Source organism: Pseudomonas sp. XS1P51, assembly GCF_054897845.1.
This window is the reverse complement of record NZ_CM142707.1, coordinates 4797984-4814566: the sequence shown is the minus strand read 5'-3', so window position 1 is coordinate 4814566 and position 16583 is coordinate 4797984. Positions and strand designations below refer to the sequence as shown.

Here is a 16583-nt window from a genome sequence, read left to right as displayed (position 1 = left end):
GCCGCCGCCAGGGCCGGGTTATCTGGCGTGGCGGGGAAATGTAGACGTCCGAGGCTAAATAAATCCCCTAGCAGGCCGCCATTTTAATCATATTTATCAAGGACTTGACTATGAAAAGCAAAGGTTTGCAGGCCACCCCTCAACAGATCAAGCTTGATCTCGGCGTGGAGGTGCAAGGTGATGTAAATGGGATTGAAATGGGCGTTCTTGAGAACGGAATCCCTTTTTTCACTCAGCGCGGGCTGGCACTGGTAACTGGGGCTTCACGAAGCGCTATCCAGGAGATTACTCAGGAGTGGGTTGAGCACTTCGATGATGTAGTCATGTCCAAGGATCGGATCTCGTTCATAAGGGAGTATTTGTTCAGCCGCGGCTACACCGATCGTTCGCTCTTTATCGAGACCGTCCGAGACGGCAGCCCGCATTATGCCTACCCAGACGTCGTCTGCATGGCAATTCTCGAGTATTACGCGTTCGAAACTAGATCGCCCAATAAGCAAGCTACGGATAACTACCGGAGTTTTGCAGCGCTGGGTCTTCGACGCTTCATCTATGAGTCGCTTAACTACAGCCCAGGTGATAAATGGCAATTCCACCACGAGCGAGTTTCAATCCTCAATAACGCCGCTCCACTTGGTTATTTCATAATTTTCAATGAGATAACGGGTCTTATTGTTGATTTAATCAACGCTGATCTCACGGTGAATCATAAAACGATTCCTGATATCAGCGTCGGCCTTATGTGGGCAAAGCACTGGAGAGAATTCAACTACTCCTCGATATTTGGGGACAGAGTTTCGTGCCAGCATCATTACCCCGCCAGATATCCTCAATCAAAAAGTAATCCGCAAGATGCCAGCGCCTACCCAAACGACGCTCTCGCAGAATTTCGCCGCTGGTTCAGATACGATTACCTGGTCACGAAATTTCCCGAGTACATTCTGAAAAAAGCGCCGCAGCTCACTGGCGGCAAAGCCGAGGCGTTACAGATTGGCGCAATGTATGCCCCGAAAAGCCTGAAATAATGTAGGCCTTTGGCCATTGAGAGCCCGGCAAAGCGCCGGGCTTTTCGTTTCTGTCCTACATCCCGATCCTCAGCCCTTCAATCGCCGACTGGGCTCAAATCGGACATCCATTTAGCGATTGCTGACTGACGCCAGGCTACTGAGTTGGGCCCTATCCTGACCTGTTTTGGGAAGGTGCCTTCCCTGATCCGGCGATAAACCGTGTTTCGGCCCAAGCCGGTGATGTGAAGCACCTCGTCGAGGCGCAGGAAACGATCGATGCTTTCTGTCATCTCCTGATATTTCTCAGTGTTGGCGGTGTCTGCCGCGGTCTACCGACCTTCGGCGCCTTGTTCTCGCCGTCCCGGCATGCGCGTAGGAACTCCCGCACGTCCTCCTTGAGCCAGCATTGTCTGGTGCCCATCCTGAAACTCTTGGGCAGCCAGTCCACGCCCCGGCGCATTCCCTCTCTGATCGACGCTTCAGTTCGGCCAAGCATCGTTGCCAGGCCGACAACAAACACCACTTCGCATTCATCGTCCATACGCAATCCTTGTTCTGCTGTTGGCTTATGTCGCGCCCTGAGCCTTGAGTCTGGCCAACCCCTGATTGATATGTCCGGCGTTTTCGCCGATCGCGTTCAAGGCTCCCCGGACGTTTTCGCCGGCCTCGACATGACCCTGGCTCTCGACGAGCAGTGTCAGCTCCATCAGAGCCGCCTCGAGGGCTAGCTGGTTGTGATACATGCGCTCAAGGACATCAGGGAGAGAGTATTCAGGGGGGGCATCGCTTCGACTCCATTCGAGAAAATGAAAGCGTAGCAGCGTTGTTCAATCGAGGTCGTTCATGGGGTGTTTCCCCAAGAGGGCGTTCGGCGTTGTTTTTGGGTGTTTTGCCTCATTCATGGGGTTCGGTTTTCGCAAAGCTGCAACTGATCCCTAAAGGGTGTTCACCGACACGTGGCTGGCTCAATATGGCCGCTTCGATTTGATCAGGGATTAGCGCCGTGCTCGATAAAATGTCAGGGATGGTCAATGCGGCGTTGTTAGGTGTGGTCATTGTTCTAGAGTTGACGATCATCTTTCTGAGCAGCGGCTGGAAAGATGGACTTGAGGCCCTGGACCATGTGGGCTCGTTTCTCGGGGGCGCGGCCGGCCTTACTGCTGCCGGGATAGCGGTGTTCGGATTCGACATATGGAAGCGCCAGATCACCCATGGAAAATATCTCAACCTGATTTGGGAGGCGATGGTGGCCAGTCAGCGCCTTAAATCCCATTTGGCGATCGCCAGCGCAAACCTTTTCTTCCGCTTCCACAACAACCACAACGAGTACTTCGTCAACGCAGTATTGGCCGATCGTAAAATTACCGAGATGCTTATCGCTACTTTGAAAGATTCCTGTGCGGCGATCGATGTACTGGCTGCTCGAAACGGTGTGGAGCTTTCAAACATATGCGGTTTTTTGGAATCGCGCCTTGTATCGCTGTACGTATTTACAGATAAGGCGAGCGACGTGCTTGCGCCAGATGACTTCACTGTCTGGGCCAGCAAGTTTTCGGACCTTCACGCATTTGTTGATCAAGAGGCCAACTTGCTTAGTGACAAGCTGACAAGCCTCGAACAGAAGTTCGGTTGATCTGGAGGGCCCCTGCTGAACCTGGCCTTCCAAGTCGGTAGGGTAGTTGCTGGAATCCCGTTAGTTCGAGTAAGGCGCCTACAGACGCATTTCCCTGATGATTCGCCGCGGCTCAGTGCCTAGGGATAGCGCGCGCCTCGCGTCTTTGGTGAGCTGATCGAGCGCCTGCTCCTCAAACGCTGCCGCCATAGCTTCAGCCTTTCTGATTATCAGCAGCGCCAACTCGGGCGGGAACACCACCTTGTCGGCGGGCAGGTAGTCGCAGTCGATAATGGACATGGGGTAGCCCTCGCAGATGTGGCCGTGTTCAACGGTCGTTGAGCTGGAGTTCGATTATCTGATAACTGCCGTGATCCCGGTAGTTCGGCGCGCACCAGGCCGAAACTACCAATATCGGTCGAGACTACTTGAACTGGTAATTTCGGTGCCCGGGGATTCCCTGGCAAGCCTGCGGATCTTCCCCATACTGGCGCCAGCCACCGCTGATAAATCGTCCCTTGACGAGCGCCCCGGTAATTTTTGACGGGCCGCACTTGTTGTCGACCCGATAAGTAAGCGCCAGCCCTTAAAGATCAAAGCGTCCAGCCAGGCGCTGGCGCATCGTGGTCCGCCAATCCGTCTAACCCTGTCAAAAATTTCGTCAAGGCTGGTCAAGGTGCTAGCAATTCTTGACGGGGTGCGGAGCTCGAATGCGGTGCGATCCTCTGCACAGCAGGCCTGCCGCTGCTTTACGGGCGATCAGGCTGCTGCGGTTGGTCACAATCCGTCTAGAGCCTGTCCAGAATTCGACTGGGGTCTGTCTGTGGTATGAGACGGCCAAATCCCCTTGTTTGACGGCTCCCGCATGGAATAAGACTCAGACGCCTACACGGTGCGGGTTTCGTCTCATGCTTGTCTTACATTCCGTCAAAGTGTGGTCAAAGTGTTAGCGCTCAACCAAACACTCGATACCGGTCGACGAATCGTTCAAGCGGTGCGGGGATAGAAGCTCACCAGGAGCCGGTATTCAGGGAAGAGGGCAGCGTAAAAGCCTTCCGTAAGAACGAGCTTGGCAGTCACTTCCGCCGCGTTTGTGTAACCAGCTTTTTTGAGCTCTGGCAGCACCTCGTCGGTAATTTCAGCCAGCCGACGTTCCAAGCACTCAAGGCGATCATGCTCGATATCCATTTGGACGACTGAGGAAAAATTGTGTCCCGACGCCATCATGCCGCCGCCTATGGGGCCGTAGGTAGTGCCATCCTTGGTAAGAAAGAAGACATTGAGGTGTTTCTTCCGTAACGCAGTTCGTTGATCGTTTGTGAGCTGACTTCCTCGCGTACCTTGCATTACCCAATGCGCAACAGACTTGGGCCAGTTGCGATGGACTGTCTCGACGATTTCGCTCTCTGTCCAGGCGCCATGGCTGAAAACATCTATGGCATAGAAATACTCATCCGTGACTCTGGCAAAGAGCAGAGGCCCTGTCCTACGTGCAAAGCCATTCTGTATCTCAGTGCCTAGGTGTAAGTGGTAGACCCCCCAATCGTTAAGCATCGGATCTGTTGCTTCCGGCTTATCAATCAGCTTGCTCAGATATGGGGTTAGATCTTGTCCATCTTTCACTTTCTGTTGAATTAGATCCCAGCCGGCTTGGTGCTCTGCTGGGCACTGGAAGGTATCCGATACAAGTAGCGTCCTAGGCCTCGCGGATATGCGTCTTTGTGCTGCGTTGAAGTAATGAACGGGGACGTCTTTAGTAAGTCCTGTCGTGTCCATCCCCCATTCGTTGCTCATGATTTCCTTAAGTGTGTCGTGCCAGTCAGCCTTGAAGTCCATGATCAATTTCATTGGGGCGCCCTCCCATTTGCGCAACTTGATCCTACGCGGCCGTCGCCGTTTGTGAAGGGGCTGTAAGCTCTCTGCGCCAGCTCCATAGGTTTGTTCCGAAACTGATCAAGTTGCCAGTGGAAACCACTGCAATACCGTGGAAACCACAGTGGAAACCTGACGCTTGGCAACTGACCGTTCTGGTAACTTTTCGTGGTAACCGCGCTGGTAACAGCCAGGTTCGCGCCAGCATCGCGTGGGAAGGTGCGAACCAGAAGTGCGAACTTATCGTGCGAACTACTGGTGCGAACTTGCTGCCGGGACGCATTTGCGGGCGCGTACCGATGGTGCGTACCAGCCTGCGACCCAATGCCGGACCACCCTACTGCTGAGGCGGTTTCGCGCACTCCAGGTGCGTGAAGATCGTGCGCGAAAGACTGCGCAAAAACATACCAGTCGGTACTTGACGCAGGCCTTCCATGGGGTTGATTTCCCAAACACGCATTCAATGCGTTCACGACCGCCGAAATGGTCACTAAAGGTGGTCACTGGTTCGCATTGGCGGGTGCGAACTATCGGTGCGAACTATAACAATCCATACAAGGTTGCCGGCTCTCACGCTTCGTTCACGGTGCGTGATCGTCATGCGTGACGGCTGCGTGAAAACACGCCGATAGGCACTTGACGCGGCTCATTCATGGGGTCGTGTTTCCCCAAATTGGTTTGATGGTTTTGTGATCAGCGAAAAGTGGTCACTGATGGTGGTCGCCGCGCTTAATCACTGGAGCTGGTATCCGGCTCGAAAGCCCGGTCTGGTGGGTACCAGAGTGGTTACCGGGCGACTTGGTTAGCACTAGCGACTTATCAAAACTTAACCTTTTTTCAGGGCGAAAACCTGTCAAAACCTGTCATCGAGCGCGCACCAGAACCTAACAAAACCTAACGTCGGAAACTGCTACGGAAATAGCAGTTTGATGTGCGTCGGTGAGCCCTCGCCCGCCATTTTGTTAGCAATTGTTAAGGTTGCGCAGCGCCAGCGAAAAGCTACTGGCTACCTTAGTGGCTACCAGTGTTAATGCTGCTCTGGTGGTATCAGCGCCGAATCAGCCTAAGCTGTGGGTATTAGGTGAATACCGACTGCCTTTGATAACTAACGTGGAAGGTTGAAGCATGAAATGGAGGTCTCTGGTTTTTTTAGCCGTCGCATTCTGTCTGCTTGCGGGGTGTGCTACCACACCCGCTCCTAGCCAATCAGCCCCTTTGCCACCTCAGGAGCGGGTTTTCGACCGGAGCTACCTAAGGCCGGATACCCAACGAAGCGAGCTCGTAACTGTTGTACGAGATAACGGATTTATGGGTAGCGGTGTGCAAATGATTTTTAAGGTCAACACCAGCCCTATAGCGGCACTGAAGGCTGGCGAGAAAGTGGAAATTTATCTGGCGCCCGGCAAATATATTTTTGTAGCAGAAGGCAATCCAAATCCATTCAGTGAGCCTCCGGGCGAGTCGGAGGTGGAAATTACTTCCGGCCAAATGAACAAATTTAGACTGCGTCTGGTTCCTGGTGACGGGCCAAGGTATGAAAGGACTATCCAGCCCTAAGCAAGCCCACTCGCGCCTACAGGCAGGTTGTGAACGGCTGGCTGCCGTGTTACTGGCTCTGTTGACATCAGCGCCGGGCAGCGAGACAGACGGAACGACCTCGGCGATCGTTACCGTCGGTCTCTAACATCTGTGTAAGGCCTTGGTGCGTCTAACTGCTCAATCAGACGGGCAAAGCCTCTGCCCAGGTGCCGATTGCAACAACGCTTGAACCGACCAGCATCTTTCCGTAAACCACAGGCACAGGAAGGCCTTGCTGGGTCGAGTTGAACGCGCCGTTGAACAGATAGCTCGGCTTGTTTTCGGTGCTCGCTTGTTCTTGCTGGCTGCCTGACTTCGGAACCGGTGTGAGCATCTGGACGACGCCGCCCAAGGCCATCCCGATACCTATCGCCATCATTCCGGATGTAAATGGCGTTGCCGAGCCGCCAGACACGGCGGTAATGATCACGGATGCTGCGATCAACACCACGCCGAGAATAGTTTGAAATATCCCACCGCTCTTGCTGCCAGCGATCACTGGCACGATTCGTATCTCGGCGGTCCCGCTCAAGGTGAGCTCGCGCTCTCCAACGTTTTCACGGTTGCGGAAAATGGCAAAGCGCAGGCCGCGGCGGGCAGAGTCGCGGATGAAGTCGGCGAAGCCCTCGACGGTGTGCTGCAAAGCGCTGAACGCCTCGCGAGTGGTGCCCGTCTCCAATAGGCGGAAATATTCGCGGCCAAAGGTTTTTGCCAGACTGCCGGACAGGAGAATGCGGGTCATGGGGTGTTTAACGATATCGCTCATTGCAGCACCTCAACAGTTGCATCGGATTGGAAGCGGGTTTCCCAGTTGTGGCTAGTGGTAAGCGTCATGATTTACTCCGGCGCGCCCGTGGCGCTGTTAGTGGGGGCGCTCACGCCTAGGCGGATGGCGAGAAGGAATCGCGACATCCGCGCCTGGTCGAATGTCACCTGTTCACGCTGCGGGTCGTAATTCCAAATCCGGTCATAGATCGCCTTGTAGGCCCGGGCGCCACGGAACGTCCCGCGGAGCAGATCGGCCGAGACGCGCGCTTCTTCCTCGGTGAAGAAAGGACCGTCTATAGTCACCTTCTGTCCATCACGGACGTGCTGGACATCCCACGCCAGGTATCCAGAATCAGGTCCCTGTTTCATTGGGTACGACTCAAAGCTGTTTGTCTTGCTCGCCTCGGCGAAGCGTTCCTCATGTGTTGGCGGTTTGCTCGCCGTATTGCTGTCCTGTTCAGTCATGTGTACCTCTGGTGCGCCGCTGGCGCTGGTCATGGGCTGATGCCCGGTTTTGTTGCTCGATGCCGCGACACGTTTTCGTTATCCGCAAAACGTGTCGCGTGTCAGGTCGCTTACCTGCCGACGTTGCTCAGAGTGGGCGGCAGCTTCGGGCCGAACGGGGCTCATGGGTTGCTCTCCATTGACGCGTTGTCATAGCTGGCGCGCAGGGTGGCGCCAGCCGTGCAATGGCGCCCTGTAGGCGCATAGCAGGCGCTGCAAACCATGAGGTGGTTCAGGTATTGGTCGCGAGTCTGTCGCCACTTGGGTGTGGCGGTGGCGGCGTTCGCATGCGGGCCGGTGACGAACTGAGGAGGGCGTTCCGCGGGGGTGACCAGCGCGAGGTGTGTGCGTGACATTGGCTTACCGGCTTTCTCGGGTTCGGTACCGATAAAGGCTGGCAAAACGTGATCAAGCAATGGTGAAAGGAGACTCATTGCGCCACCTCGCCCTGATTGCTCCTAATCCAATGTTCCTGTGATCTTAAAAACACCGGCAACAGCGGCAACAATGGCAACAGCCCCGTAAGTCGTGGCCTACAGGTGTTGCCGATGCTTCCAAATCGTTGCCACCGGATTTTTACTGGCAACAGTGATACCCAAGCCGATGGGCTGAGCCGCTCTCTTAAGTTGAAAATGAGGTGTGCGTTGCCAGTTGTTGCCACTTTTTTTATAGGGTGGCAACGGCTGCAAGCCACACCCCACAAGGCCGTTGCCGGTGTTGCCACTGTTGCCAGTGATTCTAGGTTCCTGTGAAGTTGGGCATTCCGGGCGGATGGTGCTTGGGGGACGTTCATGCTCCACCTCCTTCGCGATCGATGCTCTCTGGATCGATCACGTAGAGACGCGCCTGGCCGCCACCTGGGAGTCGGTAGTTTTTGGTTTTGCGTTCGGTGTTATGGCAGGCGAGAACGCTGGCTCCCTCCAGTGCCTTGATGATGCGATTCAGGCCATAGCCATTAGCGGCATCGATAAGCGCCGGCTTGTTGAAGAGGTACAGCCGGTTGGTGCCAACCAGCTCCCAGTAACCCGCACGATTGAACACTTTGGTGTCAGGTACTTGGTCGTCGATATCGGAAAAGCGACTGCTGCCGTGGCGATCGATGAAGTCATGAATGCCGGCTAGGATCTGGCGATCCTCGGCATTGCCGCTGCCAACCCGGCTGAGCCATTCGCCATACAACAAACGGCAGTCGGCAAGGGCTGTACCAGGCTCCCAAGGTAGAAGGCCGTAAGCGGTCGCCATCTCGCCGGCGAGCGCAATCACAGCGAACCGGTCTGCGACACGACCGGCTTGGGCATTGTCTTCTACAAAGCTGGCGCGAATCCCGGCGAAGTCCTTCAGCAGTCCTGGTCGGTCATCGCTGGCGAGCAGCTTCTCGACGAACGCAGGCCCAAGTTGTCCATGGTGAGCGCCAACCGCCACAGTGAGCTGCCGGTGGAAGTCTGCCCCCTCAAGCCCATGCAATTCATCAAAGGCCCGGTGCGTGCGGGTGCCGGCGTTCACGTCGACCATGCGTAGTTCGGCGCCAGCGTGAGCGGCGTTACCGGATATTGCAGCGTGTTCGGAAAGCGAGCGCTCGCCACTGGAAAGCGTGAGCAGGCGCCAGCTCAGTTTGGCCCGGCCTTCGCGCTCACGGGTCATAGTCCCCTTACCTTGGCCGTTGGCGAGGGAGTAGGCCATTTCCTGTACCCGCTTGGGATCGGCGCGCTTGATCTCATCCAGCGGCAGGATGGTGTCGTTACGGCTAGACGCCTCGATCTCAAGCCCGCCCTTGGTCATGTCCCAGCTGGCAGCGAACACGCCCGGGTCGCCCCATACCGACGAGCCGATCAGTTGCGCCAGCGACTTGCCGCTCGAGCTGTCGCCCACAAGGTGAACACCTCCACCCAGCACGCCGACTAGGCTTAGCAGGGGGCCGGCCAATGAGCAGCCGATCGCCAACGTCAGTACCGGGTTACCAGCACACTTGGCGGCCACCTCCGACTGCCACAGCGCCAGCTCGCCGCGTCGACTGAATAACACCTGAGCCTTGTTGCTGGCCTGGTACCGCACATTGGCACTGCCGATTGTTCGCCCGGGGAGAACGAACGCCCCCGACTCATGCCAGCCCGGCCGGCTTGTGGTGGCAAATACTTCTGCAGGATGCTGATCGAGCAGGTACTCCATGAACGTGCCGCGCTTCTTGAGCGCAATGATGACGCCCATGCCGAACAACGCGCGCCTGGCGTCCTCTCCGCTGCCGCCGAACACTTCCATGGCAATGATCCATTCCTTGATCCCGCCCTCGGTCACCAGGCGGAGCAGCCGCCCCTCGCTGCCGTCGTCACTGTTGGTGGTGCGAGCCAATACCGTGACAGGACTGGAGATCCATTCATCTGTGATAGGTCGATCGCCGACATCGCTTTCAGCGTCGTCCTGATCGGTCGAGGAGCGTTTAAAGCTGTGCCAGTAAACGCCTGGGCGTAGCTTGCGGCCTCTCTCATTGGTCACCCAGTGCTCGTACACGGCCCAGCAGGGACGATCGGGCGTGATGGTCGCTGCTTCTGGCCGAAGGTTGATCACATTGGTATCAGGTTTAGCCATTGGCGAGCTTCCAGTTTGCGAGGTCGTTGAAGTCGGTGAGGTCATCGGGCGCGTCTTCTGGCCACTCCGGGAAAGCCACTTGGCCGCCCACTGCCGCCGCGGCTGCGTTCGCCGCTGTACGTCCCGGGTTGCCGTCAGTGAGCCGGTCATCGTCGCCGGCGATAACGATCGGCTGGCTCGGGTAGCGGGAGCGAAGGCCCATTGCCGCTGGGATCAGGTTGCCCGCGTTCATGGCAGCGGCGACGACATGGCCGCCGTGTTGGTGGAGGCTGGCGCCCGTCGCCCATCCTTCGCAGATGCAGAGCACGGAACCGGGCTCGATGATGCCTAGCGGCGAGTACGTGCCCTTCACGCGGCCGCCAGGCAAGAAACGCTTGGCGCCGTCAGGGGCGATTCTCTGCAGGTTGACCAGGCGACCATCGAGGTACAGCGGTACCAGCAGATCAGCGCCACGCTGGCGCAGGCTGTGGGAGCGAACTCCTTTGGCGGCGAGATAGGGGTGATCGGGTGCGGCGCGACGTGCGTTGCGCCACCAGCGGTTGGCCAGCTCAGCGGCCTGCTGCTGGCGCCGGTGCTGCTCGGCTTCGCGCTGGCGTCGGGCCTGATCAACTCGCTCGCGGATCTGCGCGGCCTCCTGGGCGTCCACAGGCTCCCGACTACACCATGTGCTGGCGTCTCCGGACTTCCAACTGCCAAACGCACCAGAGGCGATACCGTCCAGGTACAGGACATACCAACCATTGAGGGTGCCGGGTTTGTCGTCCGGGACGCGGAACCGGTGGATGGTGCTGTCGGGCACGGGAATCCAGTCGAGTGGGCCATAGACCGACTGGAGCGCGTCACGGAAAAGGATCGTGGCGTCTATCATGCGGCGCCCTCCGGTTCGTATCGCGACAACACACGACCGATCTGCTTAACAATTGCGTCGGTCTTCTGGCGGCTGTGCTTGTCCGCCGCGTCGTCTCGTAGTTTCACCAGATCACCGAATGCGCCGATCAGCAGCACGCGCCCGAAGTCGTCCATGTGGGGCAGTACGTCGTCACGCACGATGCTGGTGAGTGGGTCGAACTGGATCACGTCACCCATGGCTGGCGCTCCCAGCAAAGGCCCGACAGACCTGGCCATTGTTCACCGCGTGCGAGTAGGTAATGTCGTCGATTGAATCGACCAGACAGGCAGTCACCACGGCATCAGCGCTGCGCATTACGATGCGGCCACACTCGGCGTCAGCCTCGGTCATGAACGGCCCCAGCAGTGCTTTAAGCACCTTTGGGTGGGTGACATACCAGAGCTTAGTGGCTTTCTTCGGGCAAGCCGATCCCGTCAGCGCTACAGGGCGCTTTTTTAAAATCGTCATGGTTAAGCCTCCTCGAAGTCTTTAGGTTCGAACCGCTGGGTGCCGTTACGCATTGCTCTCAGGCCTAGAACCGCTGCCCTCGCTACTGACTCAGCAAAACCGAATTCAAGGCAGGTGGTGCACCCTCCCATGCCAAGAATTGCGAACTCGATGGCGTGGAATGCTTCGGTTTCATCGTTGGCCGCCAGCTCGGCAATCTCGCTATCGAAGAAGGCAATGCCTTTCTCCCAGTCGGCAGCCACGCCCGGATTGTTTCGAGGCCAATTGATGAGCGATCCTTCGGCATCGCGTTTTGTGAAGCTCAGGTCTTCACGGCAAAGGATGGGGGCTTTAACTGCGACGTTCATTGGCTCACCTCCACTGCGTCGAGCGACCGCCGCAAATCTGTTTCCTGCCAGTCGAGATGATTGGCCCAGTCGGTGATGATCTCTTTGCCAAGGTCGGAAAGTGTTATTAAGTCAGGAGGGCTGCCATGTTCCATACCTGTACTGATGGCCCGAAACAGCGCTGCCATTTGATTACAACGCTCATACGATGCCCGTACCAATTCGAGGGCTTCATCGGCAATTTCAGAGGCTTTCATTGCTCACCCCCGTTCGACTCAATCACGTCTTCCAGCAGATCAGCCCAGGCCATGGCGGTGTGCTGCGCCATCACGGCGGCGACACGGGCGACGATGATTGGAGTGGTGGGCGAGGCGATGACGGCAAGCGCCAGACTCAGCAATACAAGGATGCCTTGCACGTCGCGCAGGTCATCGAGAGTGCTATCGGCGGACGATGTAGCGGATTGGATAGGGTAGGTCACACAGCACCTCCGACGTTTTCCAGGGTGCGGACGATGGCCATGTGGTGCGAGTAACGCTTGAGGCGTGTTGCAAGGCTGGAGTCTGCGCGGAGTGCGCTCAGGGCCATGCGGCGGTGAGCAATGGCGCGAATTGCGGACGGAATGAGGGCGTGCATAGGTGGAGCTCCTTTTGCTTTCGAGGAGCCGCCACGATCCTTCTCACGGGATGGGGTGGCGGCTGTGCGCGGGGTGAGAATACTGGGGCAAAAGGAACCCAGCCAGGCCGAAGCCTGCCCACACACAGCCACCATAAAACGATATTTCAGGCATAAAAAAACGCCTGAGATAGAGTCTGGGGCGCTGCGCGCCTTTTGCTTTGCCGGGTTCTCACGCCCGCTCGCCATATGGGCGATGAGCAAACCATACATGCGGGTGATGGCGGGTGCAACCCTCGGTTTCAGATTGAGCGCCGACGGTGCTGGGTGGGTTATGGGCGTCATGCAGCAATCCTCCGCTGGTGCTTGCTCTGCAACTCACGCACATAGCGCAGCAGGCTGGATTTGCGTTCGGCGTAGGCCATGCCCGCGCCGATCAGTGCCGTGTCGCGCAGCTCAGCCAGGGTGACAAGCTCAAGCTCCCCCGCGTTTAACTGGTCACGGTTACGGCCAGTGAAAGCCCCGGTGATTACTTCGTTGATGAGCCTGGCTTCGTTGATGAAGTGGTGGCGCTGAGGCGTCTTGCCGCGGGCTTCGCAGTTGAGCGCCAGCGCATCACACACGGCGCGGTAGCCGATAGCAGCCTCACGCCGTGAGCTGGCCCACGGCTTCGACTCGCCGCGCAGCAGGGCGTCTACTTGCTCGTCACACCAGATCTCAAAGTCCACGGAGAGCCACCGGGCGAACTTCACCGCCAGCTTGGGATGGAGCCAGGTGCCGCTGGTTGCGGTATTGCCACGCCGTGTCGTCACCAGAGTAATGTGTGATTTCCCCACATTACTTTTTCCCATGCGCTCGGAAAGTCGATCGATGTATTCCTTGGTGGAGTCGAGGCGAAGCCATTGCGCAGGCTCCTTCCCAAACCTCTCCGCGATCTCGGTCGCGTGAAGCCAGCCGTCCGCGTTGAAGCGCACGACCTGGCCTTCGTAGTCGAAGGGAATGATGCGGGCGCTCATGCGGCCACCCCGGCTGGTGGGTTGGTGCTGAGGTAGTACAGAGCCATACCGCGATGGGTGCGGCCTTGATCGTCGGTAAGGACGAGGCGGTGCGTCAGGATCTTGTGACCCAGGCCACGCAGCTCGTTGATGCGGGCACCAGGGCGGACGATGTTCAACTCGCGGATGGCGGTAAAGGTGTCAATCGGGCCAGCCTGCAAACGCTCCAAAAGACGAGCGCGCTGTGCTGTTCCGCTGGTATTATCGACGTGAGAAATTTCGTGGCTGGCCTGTTGGTCGGCCATTTTTTTGTTTGTCATTTACGCTGCCTCCGCTCGCAGGGCGACAAGCGAGTCGCACCAGGCGATTACCTCGGCCTCGATCCAGACGGCGGACTTTGGCCCCAGCATTACTTGCTTGGGAAATCGCCCAGCTGCAATGCGGCGGTAAATCTCGGATGTGGAAAGGGTTGTCAGACTGCGGACTTCGGCCAACTTGATGAAGCGGCGGGCCATGGCGGCTTCCGTGCGTCGTTCAAGTTCGGCTTTCGAGTTTTGGTGAAGCTGGGAGAGGGTAGGGCCTGCCATGTTGTGCGCCTCCTTGGGTGGCGTTGAGAACATGGGCTTATGCTGGCCGTTGACTTATCCACAGGATAGGCCGGGTAATCTAAGAATTAGGTCGGGTATTCTGTTTTGTTGGGTATGAGAATTAGGCTTTCGAGCAAGCCTAGCGGGGGCTTGAAATAGGCCGGGTATTTATTTAGAGGGGATGGCCCCTGCTCCTCGCTTGCGCCAGCTAACCATCGCGCAGAGCCGAACTATCTGATCTTCATTGAGCTGGTAGTTGTTGTCTTTTAGCCAGCCTCTCACTAACCCGTGAACCCCGCGCCCTCCCGCACCAGACGGGTTTTCCGTGCCATCTACCGTGAGATGCCGCCAGCACAGGAAGGCAAGGCGGATCTCTGGAGGCGACACGGGATTTTCAGCTCGTAGGCATTCCGCGAATACCATTGCATCCTCAAGCTGTTCTTCCATGTGGATATTTTCATCCTCCGCTTCTACTAGCGCTCTATGCTTGGCGCTCAGTTCGCGGGTTACTTTCTCTAGCTCCTCGTCTCGCACCTGTAGCCTCATCTCAGCTGTTTCGTACATGGCTTTCCACTTAGCTGCTTCAAGTATTGCTTGGTCAAAGAGTTGTTGTTTCGATTCGAGCTGTTCGCTTGCACTGTCCTCGCCCTGCTGGCGTAGTCGGGCCTGTTGGATTTGCAATAGGAACGGGGCGCTTCCCGATAGGTGGGGTAGTTTGGCTGCCTTGCTATTTGCTGGATTGCTGTTGGCTACCATCGCTATGCTGGCGCTGTCATTTGCAGGCTGAGCAAACCCTGCAGCATTCTCGGTTCGCTCGGCGGCCTCATCTACAAAGCGCTCAATCCACTTCCGCCATATCAGAACGTTAGTTGCCGGGATCGGGCCTGAGGTGGTTGCAATTGTCTGGGCGTGTTGGCCCGCGCTGGCGGCGTCGAAGTAGTCAACGAGTGCGCCGTATGTAACCGGGATGGTTCTGTCAGATCGACCTTCAAAAAAGATGCACGCATGCATGGTGTTAATTGGTTGATCCAAACGAGAGGACGTTGCTAGCGTAGCGGCGACTTCAGATGCTAGAAGGCGAGGGTTTATATGATGACCTGACGCCCAGTCGGAATAGATCCTATCGAGCCTTATGCGCCCGAAAGGTTCTAACTGCTCGTCCCCACCAGATCCCGACATCTGCCAAGCTCATATGCGCCAGCTGTACGAATGTACAGCGATAGCCATTATGTTATCAGCAAAGCCCAACCACTCCCAACCGAACCCGCGCATACCTAGGAAACTATGCCTTACGCTTGATGCTCACCACGTTGGCACCGGCGCACAGGGCGTCAATCGAATCAGCCCAGGCTTGCATCATTTCCCGGCGCTGATCGACATAGGCAGCATGGTTGTAGGTGCCGCGTATTTCGTCGCTGTCGCCGTGGGCAAGCTGGCGCTCGATCCAATCCTTGTTGTATCCGCGCCCGTTCAGCTCGGTGCTGAGTAGGTGGCGGAAGCCGTGGCCTGTTTGTCGGCCTTCGTACCCAGCCAGTCGCAAAGCCTTGTTGATGGTGTTCTCGCTCATGGGGCGTTCAGGGTTGGCGCCAGCAAAGACCAGCGAGTAACGCCCGGTGATTTCGTAGAGCTGGCGCAGGATTGCGACGGCTTGGCGGGGCAGGGGGACGATATGCGGGCGGCGGGCTTTCATGCGGGCGGCGGGTATCGTCCAGGTGGCGGCGTCTAGATCGAACTCCGACCATGGCGCTTGGCGTAACTCACCAGGGCGAACCGCTGTCAGCGTCAGCAGGCGTATGGCGTGTCGGGTCAGGGAATGGATGTTCGCGGCCTCGACCTTGCCCAGCAGCTCGGGCAATTCGGCAAAGGTGACGTGTGGGTGATGGCGAGCGGCTTTGGTTGGCGCAGCGACCACGTTTAAGTCAGTGGCCGGATTGACCTCGACGACCCCCCTTGCCAGGCCGAAGCGGAATATCTGGTGTAGCCATTGGCGAATCTTGCCAGCGGCATTAAGCGTGCCCCTTGCCTCGACTGTGCGCACCAGCTCGACCAGCTCGGGACGAGTAATGGCTTTTATCGGGCGGGCACCTATGCCGGGGATGATGTCGTTATCGAGGTACAGCTTGGTTTTGTAGGCAGTCGCCTCCGCCCACCGTGGCGAGCTGTAGTCGTACCACTCCCGCGCCAGTGTCTCGAAAGTCAGACCGTCGACTTTCTGAGCCTGTTTGGCGGCTTTTTTGTATTCGCCGGGGTCGGTGCCTTCCGTAAGCAATTGGCGGGCTTCATCGCGTAGCTGGCGGGCCTTCACCAGAGTGACAGCAGGGTATTTACCCAGCGCCAGCATTTTTGCACTGCCGTTAAAGCGGTAGCGATAACGCCATAGCTTGGTGCCTGTCGGTGCTACTTCCAGACATAAACCGTTGGCGTCCGTTAGCCGGTAAAGCTTGTCCTTCGGCTTGGCGGTGCGGATGGTGGTATCTGAGAGTGGCAAAGCAGCCTCCTTGTAGGCCGCACCAGGCGGGCGTTTTGCCGTCTTGGTGTGAGTAGATTTCAAGACCGAACTGGGCCTACTCACAAATCTACTCACATATGTTTGGGCTTACAAGGGAACGGTTGAGAACCGTAGAAAGCAAAAAACCCGCACTAGGCGGGTTTCTTGGGTGTTTCGGGTGGTGTTGGAACCACCTGAAAACGAAAGGTGGTGCCCAGAGACGGAATCGAACCGCCGACACGGGGATTTTCAATCCCCTGCTCTACCGACTGAGCTATCTGGGCAACGGGG

At 57.3% G+C, this 16583-nt stretch carries 23 protein-coding genes and 1 tRNA gene; 3 read left to right on the top strand and 21 right to left on the bottom strand.

Going from position 1 to position 16583, the window contains the following annotated elements; all coding sequences use genetic code 11:
* Positions 1 to 110 precede the first annotated feature (110 nt).
* A complete protein-coding gene (locus tag ACYZUD_RS22335; protein WP_462020175.1) occupies positions 111 to 1025 on the top strand; it encodes a hypothetical protein in 915 nt (304 codons plus the stop codon).
* Positions 1026 to 1102: 77 nt separating this feature from the next.
* Here the strand turns inward: ACYZUD_RS22335 and ACYZUD_RS22330 are convergent, their stop codons facing one another.
* Positions 1103 to 1297, bottom strand: a complete 195-nt coding sequence (locus tag ACYZUD_RS22330) for a helix-turn-helix transcriptional regulator (RefSeq protein ID WP_462020174.1) — start codon at positions 1295 to 1297, stop codon at positions 1103 to 1105.
* 276 nt (positions 1298 to 1573) lie between these two features.
* Positions 1574 to 1714, bottom strand: coding sequence for a hypothetical protein (locus tag ACYZUD_RS22325; protein ID WP_462025212.1), 141 nt, complete (start codon positions 1712 to 1714; stop codon positions 1574 to 1576).
* A 296-nt stretch (positions 1715 to 2010) separates the two neighbouring features.
* Here ACYZUD_RS22325 and ACYZUD_RS22320 point away from each other — a divergent pair, with 296 nt between their 5' ends.
* Positions 2011 to 2640, top strand: coding sequence for a hypothetical protein (locus ACYZUD_RS22320; protein ID WP_462020173.1), 630 nt, complete (start codon positions 2011 to 2013; stop codon positions 2638 to 2640).
* A 78-nt stretch (positions 2641 to 2718) separates the two neighbouring features.
* Here the strand turns inward: ACYZUD_RS22320 and ACYZUD_RS22315 are convergent, their stop codons facing one another.
* The gene (locus tag ACYZUD_RS22315) at positions 2719 to 2919 is read right to left on the bottom strand and encodes a hypothetical protein (protein ID WP_462020172.1); all 201 of its coding nucleotides are present in this window, start codon (positions 2917 to 2919) and stop codon (positions 2719 to 2721) included.
* A gap of 687 nt (positions 2920 to 3606) precedes the next feature.
* A complete protein-coding gene (locus ACYZUD_RS22310; protein ID WP_462020171.1) occupies positions 3607 to 4467 on the bottom strand; it encodes a hypothetical protein in 861 nt (286 codons plus the stop codon).
* Between the two features lie 1350 nt (positions 4468 to 5817).
* Here ACYZUD_RS22310 and ACYZUD_RS22305 point away from each other — a divergent pair.
* On the top strand, positions 5818 to 6048 hold the full coding sequence (locus ACYZUD_RS22305; RefSeq protein WP_462020170.1) for a hypothetical protein: 231 nt from the start codon (positions 5818 to 5820) through the stop codon (positions 6046 to 6048).
* 163 nt (positions 6049 to 6211) lie between these two features.
* Here the strand turns inward: ACYZUD_RS22305 and ACYZUD_RS22300 are convergent, their stop codons facing one another.
* The 17 genes from ACYZUD_RS22300 to ACYZUD_RS22220 form a co-directional block, all read right to left on the bottom strand.
* Positions 6212 to 6835 carry a tail assembly protein gene (locus tag ACYZUD_RS22300; RefSeq protein WP_462020169.1) on the bottom strand — a complete coding sequence of 208 codons (624 nt, stop codon included), beginning with the start codon at positions 6833 to 6835 and terminating at the stop codon, positions 6212 to 6214.
* Between the two features lie 71 nt (positions 6836 to 6906).
* Positions 6907 to 7302 carry a hypothetical protein gene (locus tag ACYZUD_RS22295; protein WP_462020168.1) on the bottom strand — a complete coding sequence of 132 codons (396 nt, stop codon included), beginning with the start codon at positions 7300 to 7302 and terminating at the stop codon, positions 6907 to 6909.
* A gap of 161 nt (positions 7303 to 7463) precedes the next feature.
* A complete protein-coding gene (locus ACYZUD_RS22290; RefSeq protein ID WP_462020167.1) occupies positions 7464 to 7775 on the bottom strand; it encodes a hypothetical protein in 312 nt (103 codons plus the stop codon).
* 355 nt (positions 7776 to 8130) lie between these two features.
* A complete protein-coding gene (locus ACYZUD_RS22285; protein ID WP_462020166.1) occupies positions 8131 to 9924 on the bottom strand; it encodes a DUF927 domain-containing protein in 1794 nt (597 codons plus the stop codon).
* The gene (locus tag ACYZUD_RS22280; RefSeq protein WP_462020165.1) at positions 9917 to 10792 is read right to left on the bottom strand and encodes a toprim domain-containing protein; all 876 of its coding nucleotides are present in this window, start codon (positions 10790 to 10792) and stop codon (positions 9917 to 9919) included. The genes ACYZUD_RS22285 and ACYZUD_RS22280 overlap by 8 nt, the downstream gene beginning before the upstream one ends.
* A complete protein-coding gene (locus ACYZUD_RS22275) occupies positions 10789 to 11010 on the bottom strand; it encodes a hypothetical protein (protein WP_462020164.1) in 222 nt (73 codons plus the stop codon). Before ACYZUD_RS22275 ends, ACYZUD_RS22280 begins: the two co-directional genes overlap by 4 nt.
* The gene (locus tag ACYZUD_RS22270) at positions 11003 to 11281 is read right to left on the bottom strand and encodes a hypothetical protein (protein WP_462020163.1); all 279 of its coding nucleotides are present in this window, start codon (positions 11279 to 11281) and stop codon (positions 11003 to 11005) included. The genes ACYZUD_RS22275 and ACYZUD_RS22270 overlap by 8 nt, the downstream gene beginning before the upstream one ends.
* Positions 11282 to 11283: 2 nt before the next feature.
* Entirely contained in the window at positions 11284 to 11628 is a 345-nt protein-coding gene (locus ACYZUD_RS22265) for a hypothetical protein (protein WP_462020162.1), read from the bottom strand.
* Entirely contained in the window at positions 11625 to 11864 is a 240-nt protein-coding gene (locus ACYZUD_RS22260; protein ID WP_462020161.1) for a hypothetical protein, read from the bottom strand. Before ACYZUD_RS22260 ends, ACYZUD_RS22265 begins: the two co-directional genes overlap by 4 nt.
* Positions 11861 to 12088: a hypothetical protein gene (locus ACYZUD_RS22255; protein ID WP_462020160.1), complete on the bottom strand. Its 228-nt coding sequence runs from the start codon at positions 12086 to 12088 to the stop codon at positions 11861 to 11863. The genes ACYZUD_RS22260 and ACYZUD_RS22255 overlap by 4 nt, the downstream gene beginning before the upstream one ends.
* Positions 12085 to 12243 carry a hypothetical protein gene (locus ACYZUD_RS22250; RefSeq protein ID WP_462020159.1) on the bottom strand — a complete coding sequence of 53 codons (159 nt, stop codon included), beginning with the start codon at positions 12241 to 12243 and terminating at the stop codon, positions 12085 to 12087. The genes ACYZUD_RS22255 and ACYZUD_RS22250 overlap by 4 nt, the downstream gene beginning before the upstream one ends.
* Positions 12244 to 12563: 320 nt before the next feature.
* Entirely contained in the window at positions 12564 to 13238 is a 675-nt protein-coding gene (locus tag ACYZUD_RS22245; RefSeq protein WP_462020158.1) for a KilA-N domain-containing protein, read from the bottom strand.
* Positions 13235 to 13537: a helix-turn-helix domain-containing protein gene (locus ACYZUD_RS22240; protein WP_462020157.1), complete on the bottom strand. Its 303-nt coding sequence runs from the start codon at positions 13535 to 13537 to the stop codon at positions 13235 to 13237. The genes ACYZUD_RS22245 and ACYZUD_RS22240 overlap by 4 nt, the downstream gene beginning before the upstream one ends.
* Positions 13538 to 13732: a helix-turn-helix transcriptional regulator gene (locus ACYZUD_RS22235; RefSeq protein WP_462025094.1), complete on the bottom strand. Its 195-nt coding sequence runs from the start codon at positions 13730 to 13732 to the stop codon at positions 13538 to 13540.
* Positions 13733 to 13972: 240 nt separating this feature from the next.
* Positions 13973 to 14836 carry a hypothetical protein gene (locus ACYZUD_RS22230; protein WP_462020156.1) on the bottom strand — a complete coding sequence of 288 codons (864 nt, stop codon included), beginning with the start codon at positions 14834 to 14836 and terminating at the stop codon, positions 13973 to 13975.
* Positions 14837 to 15086: 250 nt separating this feature from the next.
* On the bottom strand, positions 15087 to 16292 hold the full coding sequence (locus ACYZUD_RS22225) for a tyrosine-type recombinase/integrase (protein WP_462025093.1): 1206 nt from the start codon (positions 16290 to 16292) through the stop codon (positions 15087 to 15089).
* Between the two features lie 208 nt (positions 16293 to 16500).
* Positions 16501 to 16576: transfer RNA gene (locus ACYZUD_RS22220), tRNA-Phe, on the bottom strand.
* Between the last annotated feature and the right edge of the window lie 7 nt (positions 16577 to 16583).